A 22,337-nucleotide genomic window follows, 5' to 3' on the forward strand; every position below is an offset into this window, starting at 1 on the left:
GCTTCGGCGTAATTTGCTTCCATGATCCTTTTTCGGCAAGCCTCGGACCTGGGCCGAACGCACACACCAGTCTTGGAGGCGTGGCATCACTTCTGCTTTGCGGGATATCAGGATGCCAACTTCCTGAACTGGGGCAGGCTACGGGTCCTGAACCACAATGTTTTGGCCGCGAATACGGCCCTTTCTTCGAGCTTCCACTCTGAAACCGAGGTTCTGTTCATCGTGCGCGAAGGAGCCATCGTCATTGAGAAGGACGATGGCAAATCGATAGCCGTCGGAGCGAATGAAATCGCATCGGTTGCGACCGGCATCGGTACCGAGTTCTCCATTCGCTCGGCAGCAGGACAGCAAGCGCAATATTCAGTTTTGTGGCTCACATCTCCCGAGGCAGATGATCGTCCCAAATACCGGGGGGTGGTAGGTGATTTGTCGTACAGCGACTGGACTGCCGCAGATAGCTTCAATGGCAGTCACAGTCTGCGATGGGACATCCCCGCACGCATCACGCTTCTCCGACTGGGTGCGGCGCCATGGTCGGTCCCTCTTTCCGGGAACAAGAGCTACATCGCGGTATTGGAGGGCAGCATATCGGTCGATGGGGAAATTGTAGAAAAATTCGGCGCGATGCTCATGGATGAAGAGTCGTCAATAGCAGGCTCCTCCCGAGGAAATGCTCTGATCCTGGCTTTCGATGACTGCTAGTTTCGGCGACAACGATTGAAGTGTCTTGCAATTGCGGCTTGGCTGCGCCTTATCCACTTCGAAATCGCTCATCACCTATCAGCGGCGGTGGGCCCCATGCCAAATTCGGCGTCTGCTTTCTCGTCGTCCCGACCTGAAAGCAGACGGTCCGCAACCGGCCAGTAGTAGCATCGATTTCCGCGCTCGGTCATTTCCCTTGCTGCAAAAAGCGGCCGGCGGGTCAAGCCCCCGCCGGCCAGTTGGGATGTTCCTCGCTGCGGACTACGCCTTGAGCGAGGCGACACAGATGTTCAGATAGTCCTCGATGTGACTATGAAGAGTCTCCGCGGCACGGCGCACTTCGGAACGGTTCTCGAAATCGACCAAGACGCCGAGAAAGCCGCGGAACAGCCAGTCCAAGCGACGAAGCAGCGTTTCTCGTTCCAAGTGCGGCAACTTCGCAAAAAGAATCCGCCGGACTTCGCCTATCGTGGGATAGTCCGGGTTCTTTTCCCGCAACGGATGGCGCACATGTGGCCAAGGCTCGAGCTGCGTCATGAACTGCAGCAGAAAGCGGGCATAGGCGCGTTTACCTTCTGGATCGACGAGGTCGGCGAGCGGCAGCATCACCACACCAAGCAGATCTGTCAGTCCGCCGGCTGCCGGTAGCGCTGCCAAGCGTTGCGCCCGTTCTTTTTCGAGCCACACCGCACGCGAATCCAAGATGGCCCGCAAAAGGCCTTCCTGATCACCGAAATGATATTGGACGGCATATTTATTGGCCTGGCCGGCCTCGCGCGCGATGGCCAGCAGGTTGGTACCATGCACACCATGCTGGGCGTAGAGACGTTCGCCGGCGTCGATGAGCGCTTGGCGCGTCGCTTCTGACCCCCGCAAATCCTTGGTTCTGAGCTTCTCTTGCACGCGCCGTCGCCTCCCTATTGCGATCTAAGTAGACGTACTTGACATCAAAATCAACGATAAGTATGACGACTTAACAATAGATGGGAGATGATCGTGGAGGACCGAGAGTTCGGTGACCTACTGATGCGGACGCGTGAATTCGTCCGTGGCGTGGGCCGCGTAGGCGAATTGGAAACCGAGCGTTCGGGGAAGTTGCCCAAGTTGGTGATGACGGAGCTCCACAAGCTTCAAACCTTCGGATGGAGCATTCCGACAGAGTATGGCGGCCTCGGGCTTTCAACCGAGCAGCTCGCAATGGCATTCCTCGAATTGTCGCAAGGTGCGGTCGCGTATCGCGTCGTCGGTGCGACGAACGCAGGCGTGGGTTCCGAAGCCCTGATTCAGGACGGGACCGACGAGCAGCGTCAGCGATACCTGCCCGCGCTCGCAACGGGAGAGCTTCTAGGTTGTCTGGCGCTCACCGAGCCCGAAGCAGGATCCGATGCTACTTCGCTGGAGACGCGAGGCGAGCTGCAGGGCGATGGCAGCTATATCCTGAACGGAACCAAGTGCTTCATAACAATGGCGCCGCTTGCGGGATTGTTCACCGTGCTGGCACGGACGGGCGATCAGGAAAGGGGAGGCAAGGGCATCAGCGCGTTCCTGATCGAGCGCGACACGCCGGGCCTCAAGCTGAGCGCGGCGACCCCCATGATGGGACAGGACGGCGCACCGATCGGCGAGGTCTATCTGGAAAATTGCCGGATACCCGCCTCCCAGATTCTTGGCGGCACGCCTGGCGTTGGGTTCAAGTCCGTAATGAAGGCGCTGAATAAACAGCGCATCAATCTCTCGGCGCTCGCGACGGGACCAGCGATCCGCATGCTCGACGAGGCGATCGCCTATGCTCAGCACCGCGAGCAGTTCGGAAAGCGCATCGGCGAGTTTCAGCTGATTCAGGCGATGCTCGCCGAATGCAAGGCCGATGTGGAGGCTGCGCGCGCGCTTATTTTGCAGACCGCGCGCAAACGCGACCGCGGCGAAGATGTCACCATGGACGTCTCGCTGTGCAAATATTTCTCGACCGAGATGTGCTCGCGCGTCGCAGACAAGGCGCTGCAGATTTTCGGGGGAGCCGGTTACGTGAAGCGCCACCCGATCGAGCGCTTCTACCGCGATACGCGTGTGTTCCGAATATACGAGGGCACGAGCCAGATCCATCTTCTCAACATCGCCAAACTTCTCCTCTCACGCTCATTCGGGACGGCTCATGACTGACCAATTTTCCATAGATAAAGAGTTCGAAAAAGCCCGTGTGTGGCAGCTGACCGACGACGATATTGCGGCAGCAAAAACCATCTGCGGCTATGATGTCGCTGAAACGCGAAACCTCTTCCTCGAAGAAGCGACCGAGAACAACATCCGTAATTATGCGCACGGAATCGGCGACGACAATCCACTCTACACCGATCCTGCGTATGCGAAGAAAACACGCTGGGGCGGCTTGATTGCGCCGCCAAGCATGGCTGAGGTCATCACCAAGGCGATGTATGGCGATCCTATGCCATCGGAGATCAAGAAGATCGCCGGAGGATTGTTCCGCGGCGTTCACATGTTCGTCTCGGGCTCGGAAAAATTCTTCTACCGCCCCATTTATCCCAGGGATGAGCTTCACGCTTTCAGCGGTGACGAAGATTATTTCGAGAAGCCGTCGAGTTTCTCGGGCCGCACCGTCACGAAATTCAAGCGACGGGTCAAGATCAACCAGCGGGGTGAAATCGTCTTCAACCAGCGCACGCGCTCGATTTACGCCGAGCGATCGAAGGCTGTTAAAGAAGGCAAATACATGCAGATCGAGCCGACGATCTATTCGGACGAGGATCTGAAGCGGATTGACGATCTATATGAAGCCGAGCAGCGCCGCGGCAACGAGCCCCGCTATTTCGAGGATGTCGAAGTGGGCGAGGCGCTGCCGCCGATGGCGAAGGGGCCGCTCCTCGTAACCCATATCATCTCATACCATGCCGGCGGGTATGGCATCCGCGAGTTCGGTCTTTTCGGTTCACGGCTCTGGCATAAGAATCGCAAACGCCTTGCGCCCTTCTACATCAAGAACGAACAGGGGATTCCCGACGTTGCCCAGCGCCTCCATTGGGACAATGCATGGGCGCAGGGCATCGGTAATCCGATGGCGTATGATTACGGCGTCGTCCGGGAGTCCTGGCTCAACCATTATCTGACCGATTGGTGCGGCGATGATGGCTGGGTGTTCCGCCAGTACGACAGCATGCGCAAATTCAACTACATCGGGGATACGCAGTTCCTGTCTGGCCGCGTCATTGCAAAGCGCGCCGAGAACGACCGCTTCTACGTCGACCTCGAAGTGGAAATGACGAACCAGCGCGGTGAAATCACTGTCGAGGGAGAGGCGACGATACTGCTGCCGAGCCGCGAGCACGGCCCTGTCATTCTTCCGGAGCCCGACCGCGCATTGCTTCGCAAGTCGCAAGCAATGTTCGAACGGCATAATCAGTTGAAGCCATGATGCACGCGCCTGCCGCCTCGACTTGGACGATGGGGCAGCGGTGGCGCTTGCTAGCGCTGCTTTGTCTGGTCGGCGCATTCAATTTTATTGACCGGCAGATTATCACTGTCCTCATCGTACCGATCCAGGCGGACTTCGGTGCTAGCGATACGCAGCTCGGATTGTTGACGGGCCTCCTCTTTGCTGGCTCCTATGCGCTGGCATCGATTCCTCTTGCCGCGCTAAGTGACCGGTACCAGCGTAAATATGTTCTTGCGGGATGTCTGTCCGTCTGGAGCATGATGACCGCTTTGGGAGGTGCGGCGACCAGCTTTGTCCAACTCGCTATGACGCGGGTCGGGGTCGCGGTCGCCGAGGCCGGTGCCGTACCAGCCTCGCATTCAATGATTTCAGACATCTTTCCGGTTCGTCAGCGTGCTACGGCAATCGCTGTATTCTCCGCCGTACAGTCGCTCGGCATCGGTGCCGGCGTCTTTCTGGGCGGGATGATGGTCGGGTCGCTCGGATGGCGCCTGACGTTGATTCTGGTTGGGATTCCCGGCATCGTTCTGGCGTCGATTCTCGCCGTCAGCAGGGAGCCTCGGCGCGGTATGAGCGAGGAGGTTCGGGCGCCCCAGCATGCCGCTGGCGGGCCGCTGGCAGCGATCGGTCTGCTCATGCGGGTTCCCGGCTATCCCTGGCTCTGCTTGCTGATGGCATCGGTGGGCTTTTCAGGCTTTGGCATTTTGTCTTGGGGGCCGAGCTTCCTTCATCGCTGGCACGGCCTCACGCTGGAAGCGGTGGGAGCGGCTTTCGGTGGAGCTGTCGCGCTTGGCCTCATTATTGGCAACCTTGTTGCGGGCCCGCTTGCTGATCGCTGGGGCCGACGTGGGCTTGAAAATTACGCGCTGGTCGCGGCGCTGGGGGTCGCACTAGCGATCGTGCCCGGTCTTTTCTTCATTTTTTCTCCCGGACCCGAACTTGCGCTCGCCGGCCTGTTCTTCTTCCAGATTTTCCTCACCTTTCATTTGCCTGCCGCCTACGCGCTTGGCCAGACTCTCGCACCGCCGAACAATCGCGCGATGGCATCGGTGCTTCTGGGCCTTGCTTCGAGCGGCCTCGGGGGCGGACTCGCACCCCTCACGATCGGATGGCTGAGCGATCTGCTCGGATCGAGCAGCGGAGCGCAGTCGCTTCGAGACGCGCTGCTGGCAACGATCTTGGCGGCGCTCGTCGCCATCATCGCGGCGATGATCGCCTATGCAAAACTAAGACAAGCAAGAAAAACGATAATGGGAGAGAAAAGATGACAAAGCACAATCGCAGTGCCCCGCTGATGCTGGCTTCGGCGTCCATCATGGCTCTGGCGGCCTTGCCAACCTTCGCGTCTGCTCAAACGGCTGAAGCCGAGAAGGCAAGCGACGAGGGGCTGGAAATCATCATCGTCCAGGCCCGCAAGGTGAACGAAAATCTTCAGGATGTGCCGGTTGCCGTGACGGCTTTTTCCGGCAACGAACTCGAAGTCCGGAGTATCAATCAGGTCCAGGACATCGGCCGGTTCACGCCAGGCATGTCGATCCGCCAACATTCGCAGACGCCGAGTGCATTGACCTTTGCAGTCCGTGGTCAGGTGCAAACCGATATTCTGGTGACGCTCGACCCCTCGGTTGGAACCTATGTGGACGGCGTATATTGGGCGCGTGCCTATGGCATCAATGGTGATTTTCTGGACGTCGAATCCGTCCAGGTGCTGAAGGGCCCGCAAGGTACGCTCTTCGGCCGCAACACGACCGGCGGCGCGCTGATCATCAACTCGAATAATCCCGACATGGACGATTTTTCGGGGAAGGTCTCGTTGACCTATGGCCGCTTCGACGAGTTTCGGGCCACGGCGGTACTCAATGTGCCGATCGTGACCGACAAGATCGCCTTGCGGCTTTCGGGCCAGAGATTCCGGCGCGATGGCTACACCGAAAACGATGTCCGGGCGGGTACCACCTCGGCAGTGCCAGCAAACGCTCCGGTCGCGCAGCCTCCGTTCGTTGGCAATCCCGACGGGCTGAAATTCGACAACAAGAACCGGTGGAGTCTGCGCGGTAAGCTGGACGTTATGCCGACCGAGAATCTGACCCTTCGATTTTCGGGCGAATATTTCAAGATGAATGAGGTTGCGCCGGCGCGAGAAATTTTGCTGGCCACGCGGCCCTTCGCCGCCTCCAACTCGACCTATACACTTGGCGGTACTGCCGCCTTGTTCACAGGCGTTACCAACGGCGGGCCGCCGCCGACGTCGCCCGCAAATAGCGCGGCCAGCACCACGATCGGGATCAATCTGCTCAACGACCAGATTGCATATCTCGCAGCGAATCCGCGCCTGACGTCGAACAACGAAGTGCCCTACGCCTTCGCAAAGACGAAGACTTTCGGGTTCACGGGGATGCTGGACACGTCGTTCGGGCAGATCCAGTTGATCACCGGCTATCGAAAGGTTGAAAACTATGCCGGCATCGACCTTGAGGGATCGCAATATGCGATCCACTTCACCGAACTGAGACAGGAAATCGAACAGACGTCCGCTGAACTGCAGTTCACAGGGACAGGCTTCGACGATGCGCTCGATTATGTCGGCGGTGCGTTCGTGTTCCACGAGAATGGTTACGACCAGTCGATGTCGATCGTGGCCCCCGCGCTCAACGCAGTCACCGCTCACACCTATGGCTATGTGAAGAATGACAGCATCGGTCTCTATGGTCAGGGGACGTGGCACATCAACAACAAGCTGTCGTTCACGGGCGGAATCCGATACTCCGTTGATGACAAGGGCCTGGAAAGTCGTAGCAATTCGTACAATCGTACGACCGGCGTCACCAACTGCTCTCTCGTCCAGGTCACTGGGCTCCTCCTTGGCGGGCCGGTTCTCGCTGTCCCGCAATGCGCTATCAAACGTCGGGATAGCTTTGGCGGTTGGTCCTATACCGCCGGTCTCGACTATAAGCCGACGGATGACATTCTGATCTACGCGAAGACCGCCAAGGGTTTTCGTTCGGGTGGCCAGAATCTCCGAGCGCCAACGGCCGCATTTTTCATCCCCTTCAAACCAGAAATTGCCTACTCGTATGAGATCGGGATGAAAGGCGAATTCTTCGACCGGCGCGCACGCCTCAACATCGCAGCCTATCAAACCAATGTAAAAGACATCCAGCGTTCGACCTTGATCGCCAATCCATCCGGTGCCGGTGCGAGCGCGACCGTCCTCGGAAATGCCGGAGAGGCCCGGTTCCGCGGCGTCGAAGCCGAGTTGAATGTGCTGATCATCGAGGGCTTTACCCTGTCGCTCAACGGTGCCTTAGTCGATCCCAAGTATCTCGATTATAGCGATCTGACCGGCGATCGGTCGTTCGAGCGGTTCGACAGCGTTGCCGAGGAACAATTCGGTGTCGCGGCCGACTACAGCCGGGACATCGGCGGCGCGAAGCTCAAGCTGCACGCGGACTATGCCTGGACCGGCAAGACCCCGACGGCGCCCTATTTCTGGGCTGGTAATCCCGCGACTGCTACGACAGCAGCGGTCCCGAACAGCCAGAACGACGCGATCGTCGCTGCAACCACTCGCCCGGCGCAGGGCTTCCTCGGTGCGCGTGCATCGCTCAGCTTTGATGATGATCGCTACGAGGTCGCTGTGTTCGGTCGGAACATTACCAACAACCGGGACTATTCGAGCAACCTGCTCGTTGCGCCTGTCGGCTATGTTTCGGGCATCCGGACCGAACCGGCCACCTATGGCGTGACCGTGTCGGCGAAATTCTGACCGATTATGCCGCCGCCAGCGCCGACGGAAACCGTGGGCGCTGGGGCGATTTCCTGCCTGCATGCCCTGGCGCCTGGAGAATATCGATGAAATTGGTCCATTCAGCCCCTCTGTTCGCAGCCCTCCTCGCGTCGGGGTCACCCGTTCTGGCTCAAGATGAGTCTATCAAGCAGGATCTCCAAGCGCCGCCGGTCGCCGACCAAAGACCAAATGTCTTAATTTGGATGCTCGACGACGTCGGATTTGCGCAGATGTCGGCGTTCGGCGGACTCGTTGAGACGCCTAACATCGACCGTGTCGCGGCGGCAGGACTCCGTTACACGAATTATAATACTACCCCGATCTGCTCTGCCAGTCGCGCCGCGCTCCTGACCGGGCGCAACTCGCATAGCGTCCATATGGGTGGGCATGCGGCGGCCTTTCGCCCATTTCCCGGTTATGACGGGGTGATCCCGCCGGAAGATGCGACGGTCGCTGCCAATTTCCGTTCCGCTGGCTACATCACCTTCGCGCTTGGGAAATGGGACCATCTGCCGACGAGGATGATGACGCCCGCAGGGCCATTCTCCCTCTGGCCGCTAGGACAGGGCTTCGATCGCTATTTCGGCTTCTTGGCGCCCGACACGGATAATTGGCAGCCGATGCTTATGCAGGATAATGCGCCCATACAGGCATCGAACGATCCGGATTATCATCTGGATCGCGACCTTGCGGCGAAGGCAATCGAGATGATCGCCGCGCGTTCGGCGCAGGAAATGAAACGTCCCTTCTTCGCTTATTACGCCACCGGCACGGCGCACGCGCCCCATCATGCCCCACAATCTTGGATCGATCACTATAAGGGAAAATTCGACGATGGCTGGGATGCGGCCCGCGAGCGCATTCTCGCGCGCCAGATTGAGAAGGGATTAATTCCGGCGGGCACCAAACTTGCCCCCCGCCCGGTCGAGATGCCCGAATGGGCAAGTCTCAATGCCGACGAGAAACGCCTCTACGCCCGGCAGATGGAGGTTTTTGCGGCTTCCCTTAGCCACGCCGACGAACAGTTCGGAAAGCTGCTCGACGCCCTCAAGCGGTCGGGCGAGCTGGAAAATACGATTGTTCTGATTACCACCGACAATGGGGCAAGCGCAGAGGGGGCTCGCGACGGGACCTATAACGAAGTTCTCTTCACCAATGCGCGTACGCCGTCCGTCGCGGAGAATATGCCCTATTTCGACAAATGGGGTGGGCGAGAGACTTATCCGCATTATTCCTTCGGCTGGGCTGTCGCAGGCAACACGCCGTTCCGCTATTACAAGCAGACTGCACACCAAGGCGGGACACGGGTTCCGTTAGTAGTGTCTTGGCCGCGCGGCATTGCGGCGCGAGGGGAGTTGCGCGGGCAGTTCGTCCACGTGTCCGACATCGCACCCACCTTGATGCAACTGGCCGGCGTCCCGCTTGCCAGGATACTGAACGATGTTCCGCAATCGCCCATGGAGGGTTTGAGCTTCGGATACACGCTTGCGGACGCCTCGGCGGCTGACCGTAAAAAGGCGCAATATTTCGAGATGTACGGCAACAAGGCACTGTGGTCAGGCGGCTGGTCGATCGTGACGACGCACAGGACCCAGACTTGGGACATGTCTGATCTGTCTCCGGCCGATGAGCCGTGGGAGCTGTATGATCTGCGCGGGGACCCGGGGCAGACTGTCAATCTGGCGAGCAAATTCCCCAAAAAGGTTGCGCAGCTTTCCGCTGAGTTCGACCGGCAGGCGAAGAAATATAATGTCTATCCGATCGGGAACATCGCGGAATCAAGGCCTTTTGAGAACAAGCTTCGCCAGGCGGAAATGATCCGCCGCGATAGCAAATGGATATTCCCTTCTCCGGTATCGCACATCGCGGAGCGAGCCGGGCCGCCGATCACTTTGATGCCATTCACGATGACGGCCACTGTCGGCCTGGAAACCGGGCGTGAAACCGGCCCGATTTTTGCTCGGGGAGGCGCCATGGGCGGAATTGCGCTGCATCTTCGTGATGGTGTGCCCATTCTGACGCTGCGTTCGCTTGCGGGTCGCACGCGATATGAGATTGTGGGCGATCGACCCCTCGGCAAGGGTGAAAACTTGCTGGGCCTCAACATCGGCCGCATTCCTGCAACCAATGGGCAGCCCGCCAAGGTGAGCGTCACTATTCTTCGCGATGGGCGGATCATAGGGGAACGCACTGTGGAATATATGATGCCCGCGACATACGGCGTCGCGGAAACATTCGATATCGGCATTGATTGGGGGAACGCGGTCAGTGATGACTACGTCGCCGGCATGCCCTTCGATGGCAAAATCTCGAAGATCGTATTCGATTTCAATCGGCCGCGGCCTTGAGATGGGCATTTGCAAAGGCCCAGCGGTGGTTCGTCGAGCGCCGTTCAAAGACTCGGCCGCAGGAATTTGGGATGTCGATCCGCGTTCACGTTCCATCACCGCGATCTCAAGCGATGAGGCGGATTCGCTATGAAGAGGAGTGAGCAATGAACTCTCGGGCAGTATGTCTCCTCGGAGGTGCCGCGTTATGCATATCAGTACCGGTCGGCGCGCAAGAAGCAGGTCGATCGGAAGTAACGCCTGGCCACTACGATTCCCAACGCGCCGATATTTCTTTCAAGGAGGTGCACAGGCTTCCTGACCTTCCTATGCCTGTCCACCCATACCAGAATAACGATGGCTATTCGGGCGCTCACGGTGACAGCTATAATAGCCACGCCGTCAAAGCGACCGGACCGACTGGCGCCGAAGTTTCGGTCGTTTCATACGATCCGATTGAAAAGCCATCCCTTTGCTCAACGCAATCCTTCGACGCAAAGGGCAGGGTGATAACAGTTTGCGTCGGGCAGCGGACTGCTAGCCGACTCTTGCTGTTGGATCCCGAGACACTCCAACCGCTCGCAACATACGAGCTTCCCCCTATGGCGGGATTCTATTTTCGAATGGACGAGAAGGGCGATGTCGTGATCCCTTCTGGCGACAGGTCGCTCGTCATGCTGCGAATAATTGAAACTGAGAGCGGTCCTACGTGGAAGTTGCAAAAGCGCATCGATCTATCGGGCATCGTGCCGATCAAGAAAATAGGTCCTCGCACGATGCCGATGGACGTCGTCGCAGACTGGAAGGGCAACTGGTGGTTTGTATTTTGGGAGCCCGCCATTGTGGGCTTCGTAGACCCGAACGGCAACATTCACGCGCGCAAATTCCCCGGTGAATCGATACGCAATGGCCTCGCTGCCTCAAAAGATGGCGTCTTCTTCGTCACAGACAAGCATCTTTATGGCGTGGAGGCTGGCAAAAATGCAGTCACCACCAAGTTTCGCACAGCCTACGATTCCGGTCCGTCGCGTGGAAGCGGCTGGGGCAATTTGAATAGAACGGGTTCGGGCACGACCCCGACGATTTTGGCGGGCGGCCGGATTATCGCCTTCGGCGACAATTCCGAACCACGGCCCAATGCGCTCGTCTATCGCCTTGATTTGGTACCGGACTCGAAGAGATTAATATGTAAAGTGCCTCTGTTCGAAGCCGGCGAGACGGTGCTGGAGAATTCGTTTATCGGCTATGATCATTCGATGATCGTCGGAAATAACAAGGGCTTCACATTGCTGGAAGGATCCGCAGACGGGCGCCCAGGGCTTGCGCGGATCGATGTTCGGCGTGATTTGACAGGTTGCGATCTCATCTGGGAAAATGATAAAATTCGGGCGGCGACGGGTCCGAAGTTGTCACTCGGCAACAGCCTGATTTATTTTCACGATTTGGAGCCGGGAACAGCGGACGAATGGTACATCACTGCAATTGATTTTAGAACGGGTAAGGTCGCTTGGAGGACGTATCTAGGCAAAGGTCAAAAGTATGACAATGCGCTACTGACCCTCAATATCAGTCCGACCGGCCTGTTGGTTTCCGGAAAATATTCTGGCCTTGTAGGTGTGAAGGACGTGAAGCGCTAATGAAGGCCGGATTTGGATAATTTTTACTTTCAGTGATGATTAAGGCCCGAGTTTCTTATTTAACTTGGTTTTTTAAAGGCCGCATTTTCGTCCGCGGCTGTAAACTATTTTGTTTGTTACTCTGTGGCCGGGTCCTAGGGTATGAATATTTTGGCTGCAAACAATCCTTGATCGACAGAGGAGGGCTGCTTTTCCTTCGCTAATCCAAAAAGCTGCCACTCTGCAATCGGCCAACCTTGATCAGCGCCCCCGCGCATTGGGCGAGCTCAATTGTCGCCGATCGATAGCGGTGGCTTGCATGCGACGACGAAGTCGCGGCTTCTACCTAGTCGCGGTCATTGGCGATTCTGCGACGACGTTGCGCGACCATCAAATCGATGAACAAACTTCGCGTAGAAGCAATGTATCCGACGCGCTCAGCGTCGGAAACCAGCTGTCCAGTTTGACATCCTTTTCAGGCGGCGGCTGGATCGATCCATCCGCCTTGAAGCGTTTTATTTCCATGATCTTCTTGCGCTTGCCCACGCAATCATAGGTCACCCGTTCATAGCTCGTGGGAACGCCGAGTTTGCTCATGGACGGCGTCGGCACGGATACCTTCCACAAACTTGCGTTCGTTCCGTCGCGGACGATCGCCGGGTCGCGATAATAGCTATAGCTGCTGTCAGCAAAATAGCTTTCCCAACGGGAAGCCACTTCAGCCGGTGGTGGAGGAGACTTCGCATCCGCCGATGTCATGACGACCACTGCCGCCATGGCGGCACCCGTGATAAGATAGTTTCCTTTTGCCATCGTCGGTCTCCCTTTGCTTGCTCATCGATATTCGACCGTTGGACTGGGTGCGGTTCAAGCCGTTCGATCCTTAAAGCCTTACCTCGGTACCGGCTGTCTTCCTGATGTGCGGGTGAATTGTAGATATGCTTTGCCCTCAATAGGCTCTGGCGCCGATCGTCTGGGCCTGAGACGGGGTCATCAGACGATCGCCGAGGTAATTGCCTTTGCTGTCATAGGTGCGGACCGTGACAAGCGCCGGATCACTCGGGCGGCTGGCCGCTGCCGCCATGGCATTCGCGAATGCAGCGGCTTCGGCGCCACGCTCGGCGCGCGCGGCCTTGGCGGCATCGAGCGCAGCGAGACGCGAGCGCTGACTGTCGCAAATCATTGCATTCCGGCCACCGGTGCACAGAACGGCGAGGTCCTGCGGTTCCAGCGGAAAGCGCCGCGCATAGGTCAGAAGATAGTCTCCGCCGAGCCTGCGTGCCTTGGCGATCAGGCTCGTGCCGTCGGGGGAATAGGCAGGCGTGTCGAGATGGGCCTGGAAATCCGCGATTAGCTGGCCTCGGTCGCCTTTGCTTCGCGCGGTCTGAGCGGCTGCGTAGGCGGCGGCACCGATGTTACTGTTGCGGCGCGGCAGGTCGGCGACGGCGTCGGCGACGCTCGCATAGGTCTGGCGCGCCGGATCTTCGACTGCGGTCCATTGCCCGGTCTCGAGCCGTCCCAATACCGTCTGGCGCCCGGTGCGACCGCGGAAATTGCCGAAGAAAGCCGGTATCAGCGCTGGATCGGTGACGAGCGACACATATTCGCCGCCAGCGTAACGGTAGCGGATCCCGCGCGGCGTCCGATAAACGCTGACGCGCAAATTCCCGTCGTACAATTCCCACTGCGGATCGGGGTGGCTGGCCACGAACCCGATCCAACCATCGGGCCGCGTCTCCAACTCACCGTTCGCTGTGAGCGGACGGTAGACCCGGTTGCCATCGATCGGTTCCACTGCGGCGAGGGTCGTGAGCCGCCATTTGTCGTCACGTGCGATGACAAAGTCGCGGTCCTTGTGAAGTTCGGTGAGCGATCGGTCGAAGATGCGCACAGGGGTGATGTGGCTCAACGACGTCTGTCGGAGCACCAGCACTTCGCCGTACAATCGCAGGAGGTTGGGGCCGCTCGAGCCCCCGCCTTCGAGGCTGACATCACCGAGAACCCGAAACCTGTTGCCGTCCCACGCCCGGAAACGCTGGTGGTTGAACGGCACGGCGGCCTCGGAATGTCTGTCATTGTAACCCACGACATAGCGATGGCCCGACGCGGTCAAATAGGTTTGAGGACGGAAGAAGGTGGGGAGACCGGGGTCGGCAGGCCGAGATACTCCGGTCGTGAGGTCGATCATCAGATTGTCGTACCGCGCAGCCTTGCCATTCATCGTCAGCAGCACGGCGTAGGTGGTATTGTCATCGACGATCGCGACATGATTGTAGAGCGGGGGCAAGACGACCGCTCCGGATGCGTCGGCAATCCCGAGCTTATACTGACCCATCGGGCCTTTGCCCTGCGCGCCGCGCTGCTGTTTGCGCCATTCCTCCGCGCTGTAGGCCTTGAGCTTGCGCAAATCGCGCGCTGACGACTGAACCGCGACGGCAAGATCGGCGGCGTCCAGCCTTTCAATGCAATGGGCGCCTTCTGCGACCGCGGTGCAGGTCCAGCTTTCGAGACCGGCTTGGGCCTGCGCGTCTGCACCCGCGCCAAGTGCCAGCATCAGCAAAGTGGATAGTCGGGATAAAACAGGTATGCGCATCGTGTCGCCTCGGCGAGAGAAGAAAAGCGGCGCGACCCAAGACGCCGATAGCTTGAGACGTTCTGATTGTCACGTTGCCGATCAAGCGACATTCGCAGCGCGCGCGAGAAGCGCTCGACCTGTCCGCGAGATGACTTATGTAAGGGCGTTTACCCGGCGTCGACGGTGAAGATGCGCTGACCCTGACGGAAAACATCAAAGTCTAGCCAGTAAATCTCGCTATCCCGTTGAGCGAGCTCTCCGGTTCTTCGTTGAACGTCCGCTCTCCTTGTTTGACACCCAATTGCGGACAGTCTGCAACCGGCCAATGCCGCGAGTTCGCTAGCTCCGACCTGCCTGACCGAGACGCTTGACGTCGCCCGGTGCCATCGCCGGGACACCCATGTCGCCGGCCAGCATACGCGAGAGGACCCGCCGGGCGTTCGCCGCGCAGTCTAGGTCGTCGGGCTTCGCTTCTATATCGGCGATCAGCGCGAGAAGTCCTGCTTTGCTTTGCGTCAGCCTTGCCTCGAGGACCTCGATATCCTCGACCTTACCGCGGAGAATCGGAATCAACGATCCATGATCCCATTGTTCGAGGTTGCCCGGCACGAGCGCGCGGATCTCGTCGAGACTGAATCCCGCCTTTTGCGCGGTGTCGATCAACTCGAGCACGATGAGCGCATCGGGCGGATAGGTACGGTACCCGTTCGGCCGACGATCGACCATCTTCAGGAGGCCGATGCTCTCATAGAAGCGGATGCGCGACTGGGTGATGCCGCTGCGCTTTGCGAGTTCGCCGATTTTCATAATTGCGGTCCTCGAGACTTTAAGCTTGACCTTAAATTTAACTTGAAGGTTACAAGCTGTCAAATTCCTCTTTCGAAAGACCCGCAGATGTCGCTCTTCTCTCCCCTGGCGCTGCCCAATGGTGCCATAGTTCCCAACCGTATCGCCAAGGCGGCGATGGAAGAAAATATGGCCGATGGCGACCATGCGCCGTCGGATGCGCTGATCAACCTTTACCGCGCTTGGGCAGAAGGCGAGGCGGGGCTGATCATCACAGGTAACGTGATGGTCGACGCGCGCGCGATGACCGGGCCGGCGGGCGTGGTGCTGGAGGATGACCGCCATCTGGGGCGTTTCAGGACCTGGGCCGAGGTCTCGCGCGCAAAGGGCGCGCAGGTCTGGATGCAGATCAACCACCCGGGACGTCAGATGCCGGCGGGGCTGGGGCAGGAGACGCTCGCGCCGTCGGCGATCGCTCTCGATCTCGGGGCGCAGTCGAACCGCTTCCCCGTGCCGCGCGAAATGACCGAAGCCGAGATCGATGAGGTTCGCGAGCGCTTCGTCGCGACTTCGCGGCTCGCCGAGCGCTCAGGCTTCACCGGTGTCGAGGTCCATGCCGCGCACGGCTATCTCCTGAGCCAGTTCCTCTCGCCACTATCGAACCGGCGTACCGATCGATGGGGCGGCAGTCTCGAAAACCGGGCCCGCCTGCTCCTCGATATCGTCCGCGATATTCGGGCGGCGGTCGCGCCAGACTTCGCGGTTGCAGTGAAGCTCAACTCCGCCGATTTTCAGCGCGGTGGCTTTTCGCCCGATGATGCGCGCGCCGCGGTCCAAATGCTGGCACCCCTCGGCGTCGATCTCGTCGAATTGTCGGGCGGCAGCTATGAGGCGCCGGCTATGATGGGGACCGCACGCGATGACCGCACGCTCGCCCGCGAAGCCTATTTCCTTGAATTTGCCAAGGAGATCGCAGCGGTCGCCACCATGCCGCTGATGGTGACGGGCGGCATCCGCCGCCGCGCGGTCGCCGAGGCGGTCATCGAAAGCGGCGTCGCGATGGCGGGCATCGCCACCGCGCTCGCGATCGAGCCCGGCCTGCCGCGTGCTTGGCGGCTCGGCCGCGACGACGCGCCGGCGCTGAAGCCGATCGAATGGAAGAACAAGCCGGTCGCCTCGTCGGCGCATATGGCGGCAGTGCGATACCAGCTCGTTCGCCTTGGCCGGAACCGGCGGACCAAACCCGACGTCTCGCCCGTCTGGGCACTCCTGTTGTCGCAGCTCGATGCGAAGCGCGACGCGCGCGCTTATCGTCGCTGGATGGCGGGCCGGTCAGAGGTTGTGGCGTGATGGAAGGCTCGACCAGACAGGCTGGCGGCCTTGACCTTCAACCGGGGTTTAAGCCTAGCATGGCATGGCGAAAGGCCCTGCCATGACCGAGCGGTTCACAGAGGTCGATTTTGGAGGTCACAAGGTCGCGGTCCCTGCTGGCGGCTACTACGACCGGTTCCGGATGAACCCGGATCTCGACGAGGTGGCGAAGGATCCCGCCGCGGGCAATGTCGATTTCTTTCGCCGGATCCCGAAAGTGATGGCTTCGTCACGGATCGGCCCGACCTGGGCGCCCAACTTCTATTATCGCACCGGCCATGTGCAGGCGCTGATGCTCGCGCCCGTGAAAAAGCTGCGCTCGATGCTGCCGGCGCCGCTGGAGCCGCTGCGCGCATTCCCGGGCTACGGGCTCGTGGCGTTGACCTTCTTCTCCTATGCGGTCTGCGACAATGATCCATATAACGAAGTGTCGGTCGCCATCGTCATCCGGCGCCCCGGCGCGCGCGGGCCGCATGTGTTCGAACTCATGGATTCGATGCGGCGGCAGAGTTTCTTTGCCCATGTGCTGGCGCTGCCGGTCGATACCGAAATTGCGCGGGTGCGGGGCGTGTATGGCTATCAATTGCCGAAATGGCGGACCGATATCGGGTTCGATATCTCATCAAACGGCGTTACGGCAAGCATATCGGCAACCGACGGCACCGCTGATGTGACATTGACGGCACCTCTCCCTTCGCTCCGGCGGATCGCGTCTCAATCGCGGCTTTCGACCAACACGTCGATCGGTCTGGTCGACGGCGAATGGCGCCAGACGCAGTTTGTGACCAACCCGATAGAGTTTGCGCAAACTTTGTTCCCGCGCGATGTCAAACTGTCACGCGCCGATGGTCCGATCAGCCAGTTGCTGGGTGGGCTGGGCGCCGGGAACATCCTGCGGTTCGACGTCGTTAAGGAGGCGCAGATGGTTCTGTATCTGCCGCGCTCTTTGCAGCCCCTTCCGACATTGCGAAGCCAATACTGACAGCTTTTACGTAAGGAGAATGACCATGGCCTATGTGACGACCAGCGACGGCACGGATATCTTCTACAAGGATTGGGGGCCGAAGGACGCGCAGCCGATCCATTTCCATCATGGCTGGCCACTCAGCGCCGACGACTGGGACAACCAGATGCTGTTCTTCCTGGGCGAAGGCTTCCGCGTCGTCGCGCACGACCGCCGCGGACACGGGCGCTCGGCGCAGGTCAGCGACGGCCACGACATGGACCATTATGCCGCCGACGCCTCGGCGGTCGCCGAGCATCTCGACCTCAGGAACGCGATCCATATCGGCCACTCGACCGGGGGCGGTCAGGTCGCGCGCTATGTCGCCAAGCATGGCGAGCCGCAGGGCCGAGTCGCCAAGGCCGTGCTCGTCAGCGCGGTGCCGCCGTTGATGGTCAAGACCGACGGCAACCCCGACGGCACGCCGGTCGAAGTGTTCGACGGCTTCCGGTCCGCGCTCGCCGCCAACCGCGCGCAATTCTTCCTCGATGTACCCGCGGGGCCTTTCTACGGCTATAATCGTGATGGCGCCGAACCGTCCGAAGGCGTGATCAAGAACTGGTGGCGTCAGGGTATGATGGGAAGCGCCAAGGCGCATTACGAGGGCATCAAGGCCTTTTCCGAGACCGACCAGACCGAGGATCTGAAGGCGATCACAGTTCCGACGCTCGTGCTGGCGGGCGACGATGATCAGGTTGTGCCCTACAAGACCGGCGCCCTCATGCAGGACAAGCTGCTGCAGAACAGCGAACTCATCATCTATCCCGGCTTCTCGCACGGCATGCTCACGGTCAACGCCGATGTCGTCAACGCGGACATTCTGAAGTTCATCCGAAGCTGAAACAGTTAGCGCACCGGTGGTTCTGCCGGTGCGCATCCTTCCCACCGCTTACCGAGCGCCCGCTTTGAGGCCCCCTAAGACATCCTTGCGCTGCGCATCCTGCAACGCGGGCCGTCGTCCATCGGCCAGTGCCCGTAGGGGGGCTACGATTTTACGCGGGTTGATGCTAGTTCGCGAGCGACCGACAGGAATGCGGCCAGCCCGGCGGACGGATGCCTTCGGCCAGGATAGTAAAGACAGAGGCCGGGGAAGGGTGGGGTCCAGTCTTCAAGCAGGCGGACAAGCGTTCCTGCTTCGATATCGGCGATGACATCCTGTTCGAAATAAAAGCCGATCCCGCGTCCCGCCATTACAGCGGCGCGCGACAGGTTGAACTCATCGAACGTCATCGGGCCGCTCACCTCGATCTGCGCGAGGTCGCCGCCCTTCTCGAAATGCCAACGGTAGAGCGCGCCATCGGGTAGGCGGACGCGAATGCAGTCGTGGGAAAGGAGATCGGTCGGTACCAGCGGTCCCGACCGTGTCTTTAGATAGGCTGGCGAGGCGACCGCTGCGAAGCGCTGCGCTTCCCCGAGCGACAGGGCGATCATGTCGGTCGGAACGAGCGAGGCGACGCGAACGCCGAGATCGAAACCTTCGGCGACGATGTCGCGCAGCTGGCCCTCGGTCACGACGTCGACATGCATGTCCGGATAGCGGCGCGAATATTCCAGGAGCAAATGGGTGAAAGCGGGCGAGCGTACCGCGAAGGGCGGCGCGTTTATCCGCAGTTTCCCGGAAGGAGTCTCGCCGCGGGCGCGCACGATCTCGATGGCTTCGCGGACATCCTGAAGCGAGGGGCCAAGGCGATCGACGAAGACCCGCCCGGCGTCGGTCAATGCGACGCTCCGTGTCGTGCGGTTGAACAGGCGCACCCCAAGCTCGGTTTCGATCCGCGCGATCATGTGGCTGAGCGCCGTCGTCGACATGCCCAGATCGATGGCGGCCTGCCGGAAGGAGCCGCGCCGCGCAACTGCCAGCACAGCGTCGAAATCCCGAAGCGCCAGTCGCGACATTATCCCGAATCCTTCACTAGCTCATGCCAGATTGGCCTACTTATCCGGATAGTGCGCTGGTCTTACAACGGGGGCAAGTCAAATGAAGGAGACTTGTCGTGCAGACCAAGAGCAAATCCGACACCAATAATGCCGGCGCAGAAGCGCTTGTCGCAGCCTTGCCGAAACCCATCGCCGACTTTGTCGAGGCCAACGCGCGGCTGGATGTCGGCGGCATGCTGAAGCCGTTTGCCGCCGATGCGCTTATTGTGGACAATGGCCACCGCCACGCGGGCCACCCCGAAATCAGGACGCTGTTCGAAGACGAGGTCGTCGCCGTGAAGGCCATCTTCACGCCGGACAGCGTGCGTCACGAGAATGGCAGGATCGTCGTCGAGGGCCCGGCCCATGGCGACTTCAAGGGCAGCCCCATCCGCTTCACCTATGACTTCACGCTCGAGAATGACCTGATCAAGACGCTGGAGATCACCCTATGAGCATCGCAGTTGATCCGGCCGAGTTCGCGGGAAAGCGCGTCGTCGTCAGCGGCGGCACCAAGGGGTTGGGCCGCGCCACTGTCGAGCGTTTCTTGGCCGGCGGCGCCCGGGTGATGACCGCCGCCCGCGGAAACCCCGAACCCATTGCCGGCGTCGAGTTCGTCCGGGCCGACCTGACGACAGCGGCGGGCGGGGAAAGCCTTGCTGCAGCGGCGCTCGCGCATATGGGCGGCGTCGACATCGTCGCCCAAGTGATCGGCGGTTCATCATCACCGGGCGGGGGCTTTGCCGCCCTGACCGACAATCTCTGGCTCGGAGAGCTGAACCTCAACCTTTTGGCCACGGTTCGCCTTGATCGACTTCTGATTCCGCAGATGGTCGAACGCGGCGTCGGCACGGTGGTGCATGTCACCTCGATCCAGTCGGTCCTGCCGCTTCCGGAATCGACGACCGCCTACGCCGCCGCCAAGGCTGCGCTCAGGACCTACAGCAAGTCGATATCGAAGGAGCTCGGGGCGAAGGGGGTGCGGGTCAATATCGTCTCCCCCGGCTGGATCATGACCGACGCGTCCGAGGAACTGCTGAAGCGGCTGCAGGCTGCCAATGGCGGTACGATCGAAGACGCGCGACAGGTTGTCCTTGACGGCCTCGGCGGAATCCCGATCGGGCGTCCGGCCGATCCACATGAGGTCGCCGATCTCATCGCCTACCTGGCTTCGGATCGCGCTGCCGCCATCCACGGCGCCGAGTTCGTCATCGACGGCGGCACCGTTCCGACCGTTTGAGGTCATTGCCCCGACGTTCGCACCTCGCAGCGGACGCGGCAGCCGGCAGGGACGCGTCCGATGGCTTCGAGGGCAGGGACGTCGTGTCGCCGCGTCCGTTGCACGGCCGATCAGCATCGCATTTGGCGTACTGTCATGCATTGCGGCACGGGAAGGCACTCTGGTTCCCGAGGAGTCTGTCATGTTCAGATCATTCACCCCGACGGCGGCGCTGTGCCTTGCGGGCGCGCTGGCACTTGCTGCGCCCGTCGCGCACGCGCAGGAGGCCGCACCGGCTGCTTCGCTGGTTGTCGGGACCAGGGTCTATGACCAGAATGGCGAACAGGTCGGCGAGATCGCGAAAGTGTCCGGAGACAGGGTCGCGGTGTCCATCGACGGCAACGGGCTCGTCGTGCCGAAGAATGCCTTTGTGAAGAGCGCCAAGGGCCCGGCGCTGAAAGCCCCGAAGGCGAAGATTGTCGCGGTCCTGAGGCAGGCCGAGGCCGATGCGGCGGCCGTCGATGGAGCATTGAAACCTGGCGCCGAGGTGCGGAGCGTCGACGGTGCCACGGTGCTCGGCAAGGTCACGGCGACGGCGCCTCAGGGCGCAATACTGACCACCAGCGAGGGCAATATCACCATGCCGCGGGCGGCATTTTTTCTGTCAGCGCGAGGGCTGGCGATGAAGGTCGATGAAAAACAGTTCCTCGCCGGTGTCAGGGCGGCGCGGGCGCAAAAGAAGGGCGGTTAGGGGCAGGGACGCCCTGACATCAAGCGCGACATCAGGAGACCGGCATCATGGCGATCAAGCGGATGGATAATATGGGAATCGTCGTCGAGGACCTCGATGCGACGGTGGATTTCTTTCTCGAACTCGGCCTCGAGCTCGAGGGGCGGGCTACGATCGAAGGCGAATGGGCGGGCCGCGTTACCGGTCTCGGCGACCAGCATGTCGAAGTTGCGATGATGCGCACACCGGACGGCCATAGCAGGCTTGAGCTTTCTCGCTTTCTGCGGCCGTCCGTCGCTGCTGACCACCGAAACGCCCCGGTCAACGCCCTCGGCTATCTTCGCGCGATGTTCGCCGTAGACGACATCGACGACACGCTGGAACGGGTTCGCGCGCGCGGCGCGGAGCTCGTAGGCGAGGTCGTCGACTATCAGGACATATACCGGCTCTGCTACATCCGCGGACCCGAAGGGATTCTCATCGGGCTTGCCGAGGAGCTGGGTTGAGCGTTTCTCGGCTACCGGCCTTTTGGTGCACAGGCGTCCATGTGCTAGCGTTGGCCAAACACATCGGAGTCGCAGCGATGGGAAGCAATGCCGACCATGACCTTTGGGGTCAGGTGCTCGCACTCGAAACCCGATATGGCGACCGCGCGCCGGTGATTATTGCCGATAGGATTCAGGCGCTTCGGGCTCGCGGAGAAGGCGAGGAAGCCGAATTCTGGTCGCAGGTTGCGGACTGTCTGAACGATCTTCATTCAATCCGTTACTTCGGCGGGCGGCGAGCGGCCGACCCGTCGTCACCCGCATCGACTGGTCCCGCTGCGATGGGGGCAGCGGCGGCGCGGTCCTGACGT

General features: G+C 60.3%; 20 protein-coding genes. 15 read left to right on the plus strand and 5 right to left on the minus strand.

Features of this window, described 5'->3' with window-relative positions; genetic code table 11:
• Window positions 1-21 precede the first annotated feature (21 nt).
• The gene (locus tag AC07U1_RS18645; RefSeq protein WP_495177964.1) at window positions 22-702 is read left to right on the plus strand and encodes a pirin family protein; all 681 of its coding nucleotides are present in this window, start codon (window positions 22-24) and stop codon (window positions 700-702) included.
• A 261-nt stretch (window positions 703-963) separates the two neighbouring features.
• Here the strand turns inward: AC07U1_RS18645 and AC07U1_RS18650 are convergent, their stop codons facing one another.
• Window positions 964-1,605 carry a TetR/AcrR family transcriptional regulator gene (locus AC07U1_RS18650; protein WP_495177963.1) on the minus strand — a complete coding sequence of 214 codons (642 nt, stop codon included), beginning with the start codon at window positions 1,603-1,605 and terminating at the stop codon, window positions 964-966.
• 87 nt (window positions 1,606-1,692) lie between these two features.
• On the opposite strand from AC07U1_RS18650, the gene AC07U1_RS18655 reads away from it, so the two are divergent.
• The 6 genes from AC07U1_RS18655 to AC07U1_RS18680 all read left to right on the plus strand — a co-directional run bounded on the left by AC07U1_RS18655 (window position 1,693) and on the right by AC07U1_RS18680 (window position 11,901).
• A complete protein-coding gene (locus AC07U1_RS18655; protein ID WP_495177962.1) occupies window positions 1,693-2,862 on the plus strand; it encodes an acyl-CoA dehydrogenase family protein in 1,170 nt (389 codons plus the stop codon).
• A complete protein-coding gene (locus AC07U1_RS18660) occupies window positions 2,855-4,129 on the plus strand; it encodes an FAS1-like dehydratase domain-containing protein (protein ID WP_495177961.1) in 1,275 nt (424 codons plus the stop codon). Before AC07U1_RS18655 ends, AC07U1_RS18660 begins: the two co-directional genes overlap by 8 nt.
• Window positions 4,126-5,418: a spinster family MFS transporter gene (locus tag AC07U1_RS18665; RefSeq protein WP_495177960.1), complete on the plus strand. Its 1,293-nt coding sequence runs from the start codon at window positions 4,126-4,128 to the stop codon at window positions 5,416-5,418. Before AC07U1_RS18660 ends, AC07U1_RS18665 begins: the two co-directional genes overlap by 4 nt.
• Window positions 5,415-7,916, plus strand: coding sequence for a TonB-dependent receptor (locus AC07U1_RS18670; RefSeq protein WP_495177959.1), 2,502 nt, complete (start codon window positions 5,415-5,417; stop codon window positions 7,914-7,916). Before AC07U1_RS18665 ends, AC07U1_RS18670 begins: the two co-directional genes overlap by 4 nt.
• A gap of 86 nt (window positions 7,917-8,002) precedes the next feature.
• Window positions 8,003-10,285 carry an arylsulfatase gene (locus AC07U1_RS18675; protein ID WP_495177958.1) on the plus strand — a complete coding sequence of 761 codons (2,283 nt, stop codon included), beginning with the start codon at window positions 8,003-8,005 and terminating at the stop codon, window positions 10,283-10,285.
• Between the two features lie 602 nt (window positions 10,286-10,887).
• Window positions 10,888-11,901: a hypothetical protein gene (locus AC07U1_RS18680; protein ID WP_495197776.1), complete on the plus strand. Its 1,014-nt coding sequence runs from the start codon at window positions 10,888-10,890 to the stop codon at window positions 11,899-11,901.
• A gap of 369 nt (window positions 11,902-12,270) precedes the next feature.
• Here the strand turns inward: AC07U1_RS18680 and AC07U1_RS18685 are convergent, their stop codons facing one another.
• The 3 genes from AC07U1_RS18685 to AC07U1_RS18695 all read right to left on the minus strand — a co-directional run bounded on the left by AC07U1_RS18685 (window position 12,271) and on the right by AC07U1_RS18695 (window position 15,448).
• Window positions 12,271-12,693: a hypothetical protein gene (locus AC07U1_RS18685; protein ID WP_495177956.1), complete on the minus strand. Its 423-nt coding sequence runs from the start codon at window positions 12,691-12,693 to the stop codon at window positions 12,271-12,273.
• A 136-nt stretch (window positions 12,694-12,829) separates the two neighbouring features.
• Entirely contained in the window at window positions 12,830-14,440 is a 1,611-nt protein-coding gene (locus AC07U1_RS18690) for a hypothetical protein (protein ID WP_495197777.1), read from the minus strand.
• A 354-nt stretch (window positions 14,441-14,794) separates the two neighbouring features.
• A complete protein-coding gene (locus AC07U1_RS18695; protein ID WP_495177954.1) occupies window positions 14,795-15,448 on the minus strand; it encodes a MerR family transcriptional regulator in 654 nt (217 codons plus the stop codon).
• Between AC07U1_RS18695 and AC07U1_RS18700 the strand changes: the two genes are divergently transcribed.
• The 3 genes from AC07U1_RS18700 (at window position 15,350) to AC07U1_RS18710 (ending at window position 18,456) form a co-directional block, all read left to right on the plus strand.
• Window positions 15,350-16,591 carry an NADH:flavin oxidoreductase/NADH oxidase family protein gene (locus tag AC07U1_RS18700; RefSeq protein WP_495177953.1) on the plus strand — a complete coding sequence of 414 codons (1,242 nt, stop codon included), beginning with the start codon at window positions 15,350-15,352 and terminating at the stop codon, window positions 16,589-16,591. The genes AC07U1_RS18695 and AC07U1_RS18700 overlap by 99 nt on opposite strands.
• Window positions 16,592-16,673: 82 nt before the next feature.
• Entirely contained in the window at window positions 16,674-17,594 is a 921-nt protein-coding gene (locus AC07U1_RS18705; RefSeq protein ID WP_495177952.1) for an acetoacetate decarboxylase family protein, read from the plus strand.
• Between the two features lie 25 nt (window positions 17,595-17,619).
• Window positions 17,620-18,456, plus strand: a complete 837-nt coding sequence (locus tag AC07U1_RS18710; RefSeq protein WP_495177951.1) for an alpha/beta fold hydrolase — start codon at window positions 17,620-17,622, stop codon at window positions 18,454-18,456.
• 143 nt (window positions 18,457-18,599) lie between these two features.
• Here AC07U1_RS18710 and AC07U1_RS18715 read toward each other — a convergent pair whose 3' ends face one another.
• A complete protein-coding gene (locus AC07U1_RS18715; RefSeq protein WP_495177950.1) occupies window positions 18,600-19,511 on the minus strand; it encodes a LysR family transcriptional regulator in 912 nt (303 codons plus the stop codon).
• Window positions 19,512-19,609: 98 nt separating this feature from the next.
• Between AC07U1_RS18715 and AC07U1_RS18720 the strand changes: the two genes are divergently transcribed.
• The 5 genes from AC07U1_RS18720 to AC07U1_RS18740 all read left to right on the plus strand — a co-directional run bounded on the left by AC07U1_RS18720 (window position 19,610) and on the right by AC07U1_RS18740 (window position 22,334).
• Window positions 19,610-19,987, plus strand: a complete 378-nt coding sequence (locus tag AC07U1_RS18720; RefSeq protein ID WP_495177949.1) for a nuclear transport factor 2 family protein — start codon at window positions 19,610-19,612, stop codon at window positions 19,985-19,987.
• A complete protein-coding gene (locus tag AC07U1_RS18725) occupies window positions 19,984-20,772 on the plus strand; it encodes an SDR family oxidoreductase (RefSeq protein ID WP_495177948.1) in 789 nt (262 codons plus the stop codon). The genes AC07U1_RS18720 and AC07U1_RS18725 overlap by 4 nt, the downstream gene beginning before the upstream one ends.
• Before the next feature lie 181 nt (window positions 20,773-20,953).
• Window positions 20,954-21,502: a hypothetical protein gene (locus AC07U1_RS18730; RefSeq protein ID WP_495177947.1), complete on the plus strand. Its 549-nt coding sequence runs from the start codon at window positions 20,954-20,956 to the stop codon at window positions 21,500-21,502.
• Between the two features lie 47 nt (window positions 21,503-21,549).
• Window positions 21,550-21,987 carry a VOC family protein gene (locus tag AC07U1_RS18735; protein WP_495177946.1) on the plus strand — a complete coding sequence of 146 codons (438 nt, stop codon included), beginning with the start codon at window positions 21,550-21,552 and terminating at the stop codon, window positions 21,985-21,987.
• Between the two features lie 152 nt (window positions 21,988-22,139).
• The gene (locus AC07U1_RS18740) at window positions 22,140-22,334 is read left to right on the plus strand and encodes a hypothetical protein (RefSeq protein ID WP_495178466.1); all 195 of its coding nucleotides are present in this window, start codon (window positions 22,140-22,142) and stop codon (window positions 22,332-22,334) included.
• The last annotated feature ends 3 nt before the right edge of the window (window positions 22,335-22,337 follow it).

The organism is Sphingopyxis sp. GW821-FHT02C12 (genome assembly GCF_059421785.1).

What these genes read in the sequence shown, in the direction of transcription:
- AC07U1_RS18680 (WP_495197776.1), top strand. Translation starts at nt 10,888, where the DNA reads ATGGACGAGAAGGGCGATGTCGTGATCCCTTCTGGCGACAGGTCGCTC.
- AC07U1_RS18660 (WP_495177961.1), top strand. Translation starts at nt 2,855, where the DNA reads ATGACTGACCAATTTTCCATAGATAAAGAGTTCGAAAAAGCCCGTGTG.
- AC07U1_RS18725 (WP_495177948.1), top strand. Translation starts at nt 19,984, where the DNA reads ATGAGCATCGCAGTTGATCCGGCCGAGTTCGCGGGAAAGCGCGTCGTC.
- AC07U1_RS18685 (WP_495177956.1), bottom strand. Translation starts at nt 12,693, where the DNA reads ATGGCAAAAGGAAACTATCTTATCACGGGTGCCGCCATGGCGGCAGTG.
- AC07U1_RS18695 (WP_495177954.1), bottom strand. Translation starts at nt 15,448, where the DNA reads ATGGTCGCCATCGGCCATATTTTCTTCCATCGCCGCCTTGGCGATACG.
- AC07U1_RS18645 (WP_495177964.1), top strand. Translation starts at nt 22, where the DNA reads ATGATCCTTTTTCGGCAAGCCTCGGACCTGGGCCGAACGCACACACCA.
- AC07U1_RS18735 (WP_495177946.1), top strand. Translation starts at nt 21,550, where the DNA reads ATGGCGATCAAGCGGATGGATAATATGGGAATCGTCGTCGAGGACCTC.
- AC07U1_RS18710 (WP_495177951.1), top strand. Translation starts at nt 17,620, where the DNA reads ATGGCCTATGTGACGACCAGCGACGGCACGGATATCTTCTACAAGGAT.
- AC07U1_RS18730 (WP_495177947.1), top strand. Translation starts at nt 20,954, where the DNA reads ATGTTCAGATCATTCACCCCGACGGCGGCGCTGTGCCTTGCGGGCGCG.
- AC07U1_RS18700 (WP_495177953.1), top strand. Translation starts at nt 15,350, where the DNA reads ATGTCGCTCTTCTCTCCCCTGGCGCTGCCCAATGGTGCCATAGTTCCC.
- AC07U1_RS18675 (WP_495177958.1), top strand. Translation starts at nt 8,003, where the DNA reads ATGAAATTGGTCCATTCAGCCCCTCTGTTCGCAGCCCTCCTCGCGTCG.
- AC07U1_RS18655 (WP_495177962.1), top strand. Translation starts at nt 1,693, where the DNA reads ATGATCGTGGAGGACCGAGAGTTCGGTGACCTACTGATGCGGACGCGT.
- AC07U1_RS18665 (WP_495177960.1), top strand. Translation starts at nt 4,126, where the DNA reads ATGATGCACGCGCCTGCCGCCTCGACTTGGACGATGGGGCAGCGGTGG.
- AC07U1_RS18705 (WP_495177952.1), top strand. Translation starts at nt 16,674, where the DNA reads ATGACCGAGCGGTTCACAGAGGTCGATTTTGGAGGTCACAAGGTCGCG.
- AC07U1_RS18670 (WP_495177959.1), top strand. Translation starts at nt 5,415, where the DNA reads ATGACAAAGCACAATCGCAGTGCCCCGCTGATGCTGGCTTCGGCGTCC.
- AC07U1_RS18715 (WP_495177950.1), bottom strand. Translation starts at nt 19,511, where the DNA reads ATGTCGCGACTGGCGCTTCGGGATTTCGACGCTGTGCTGGCAGTTGCG.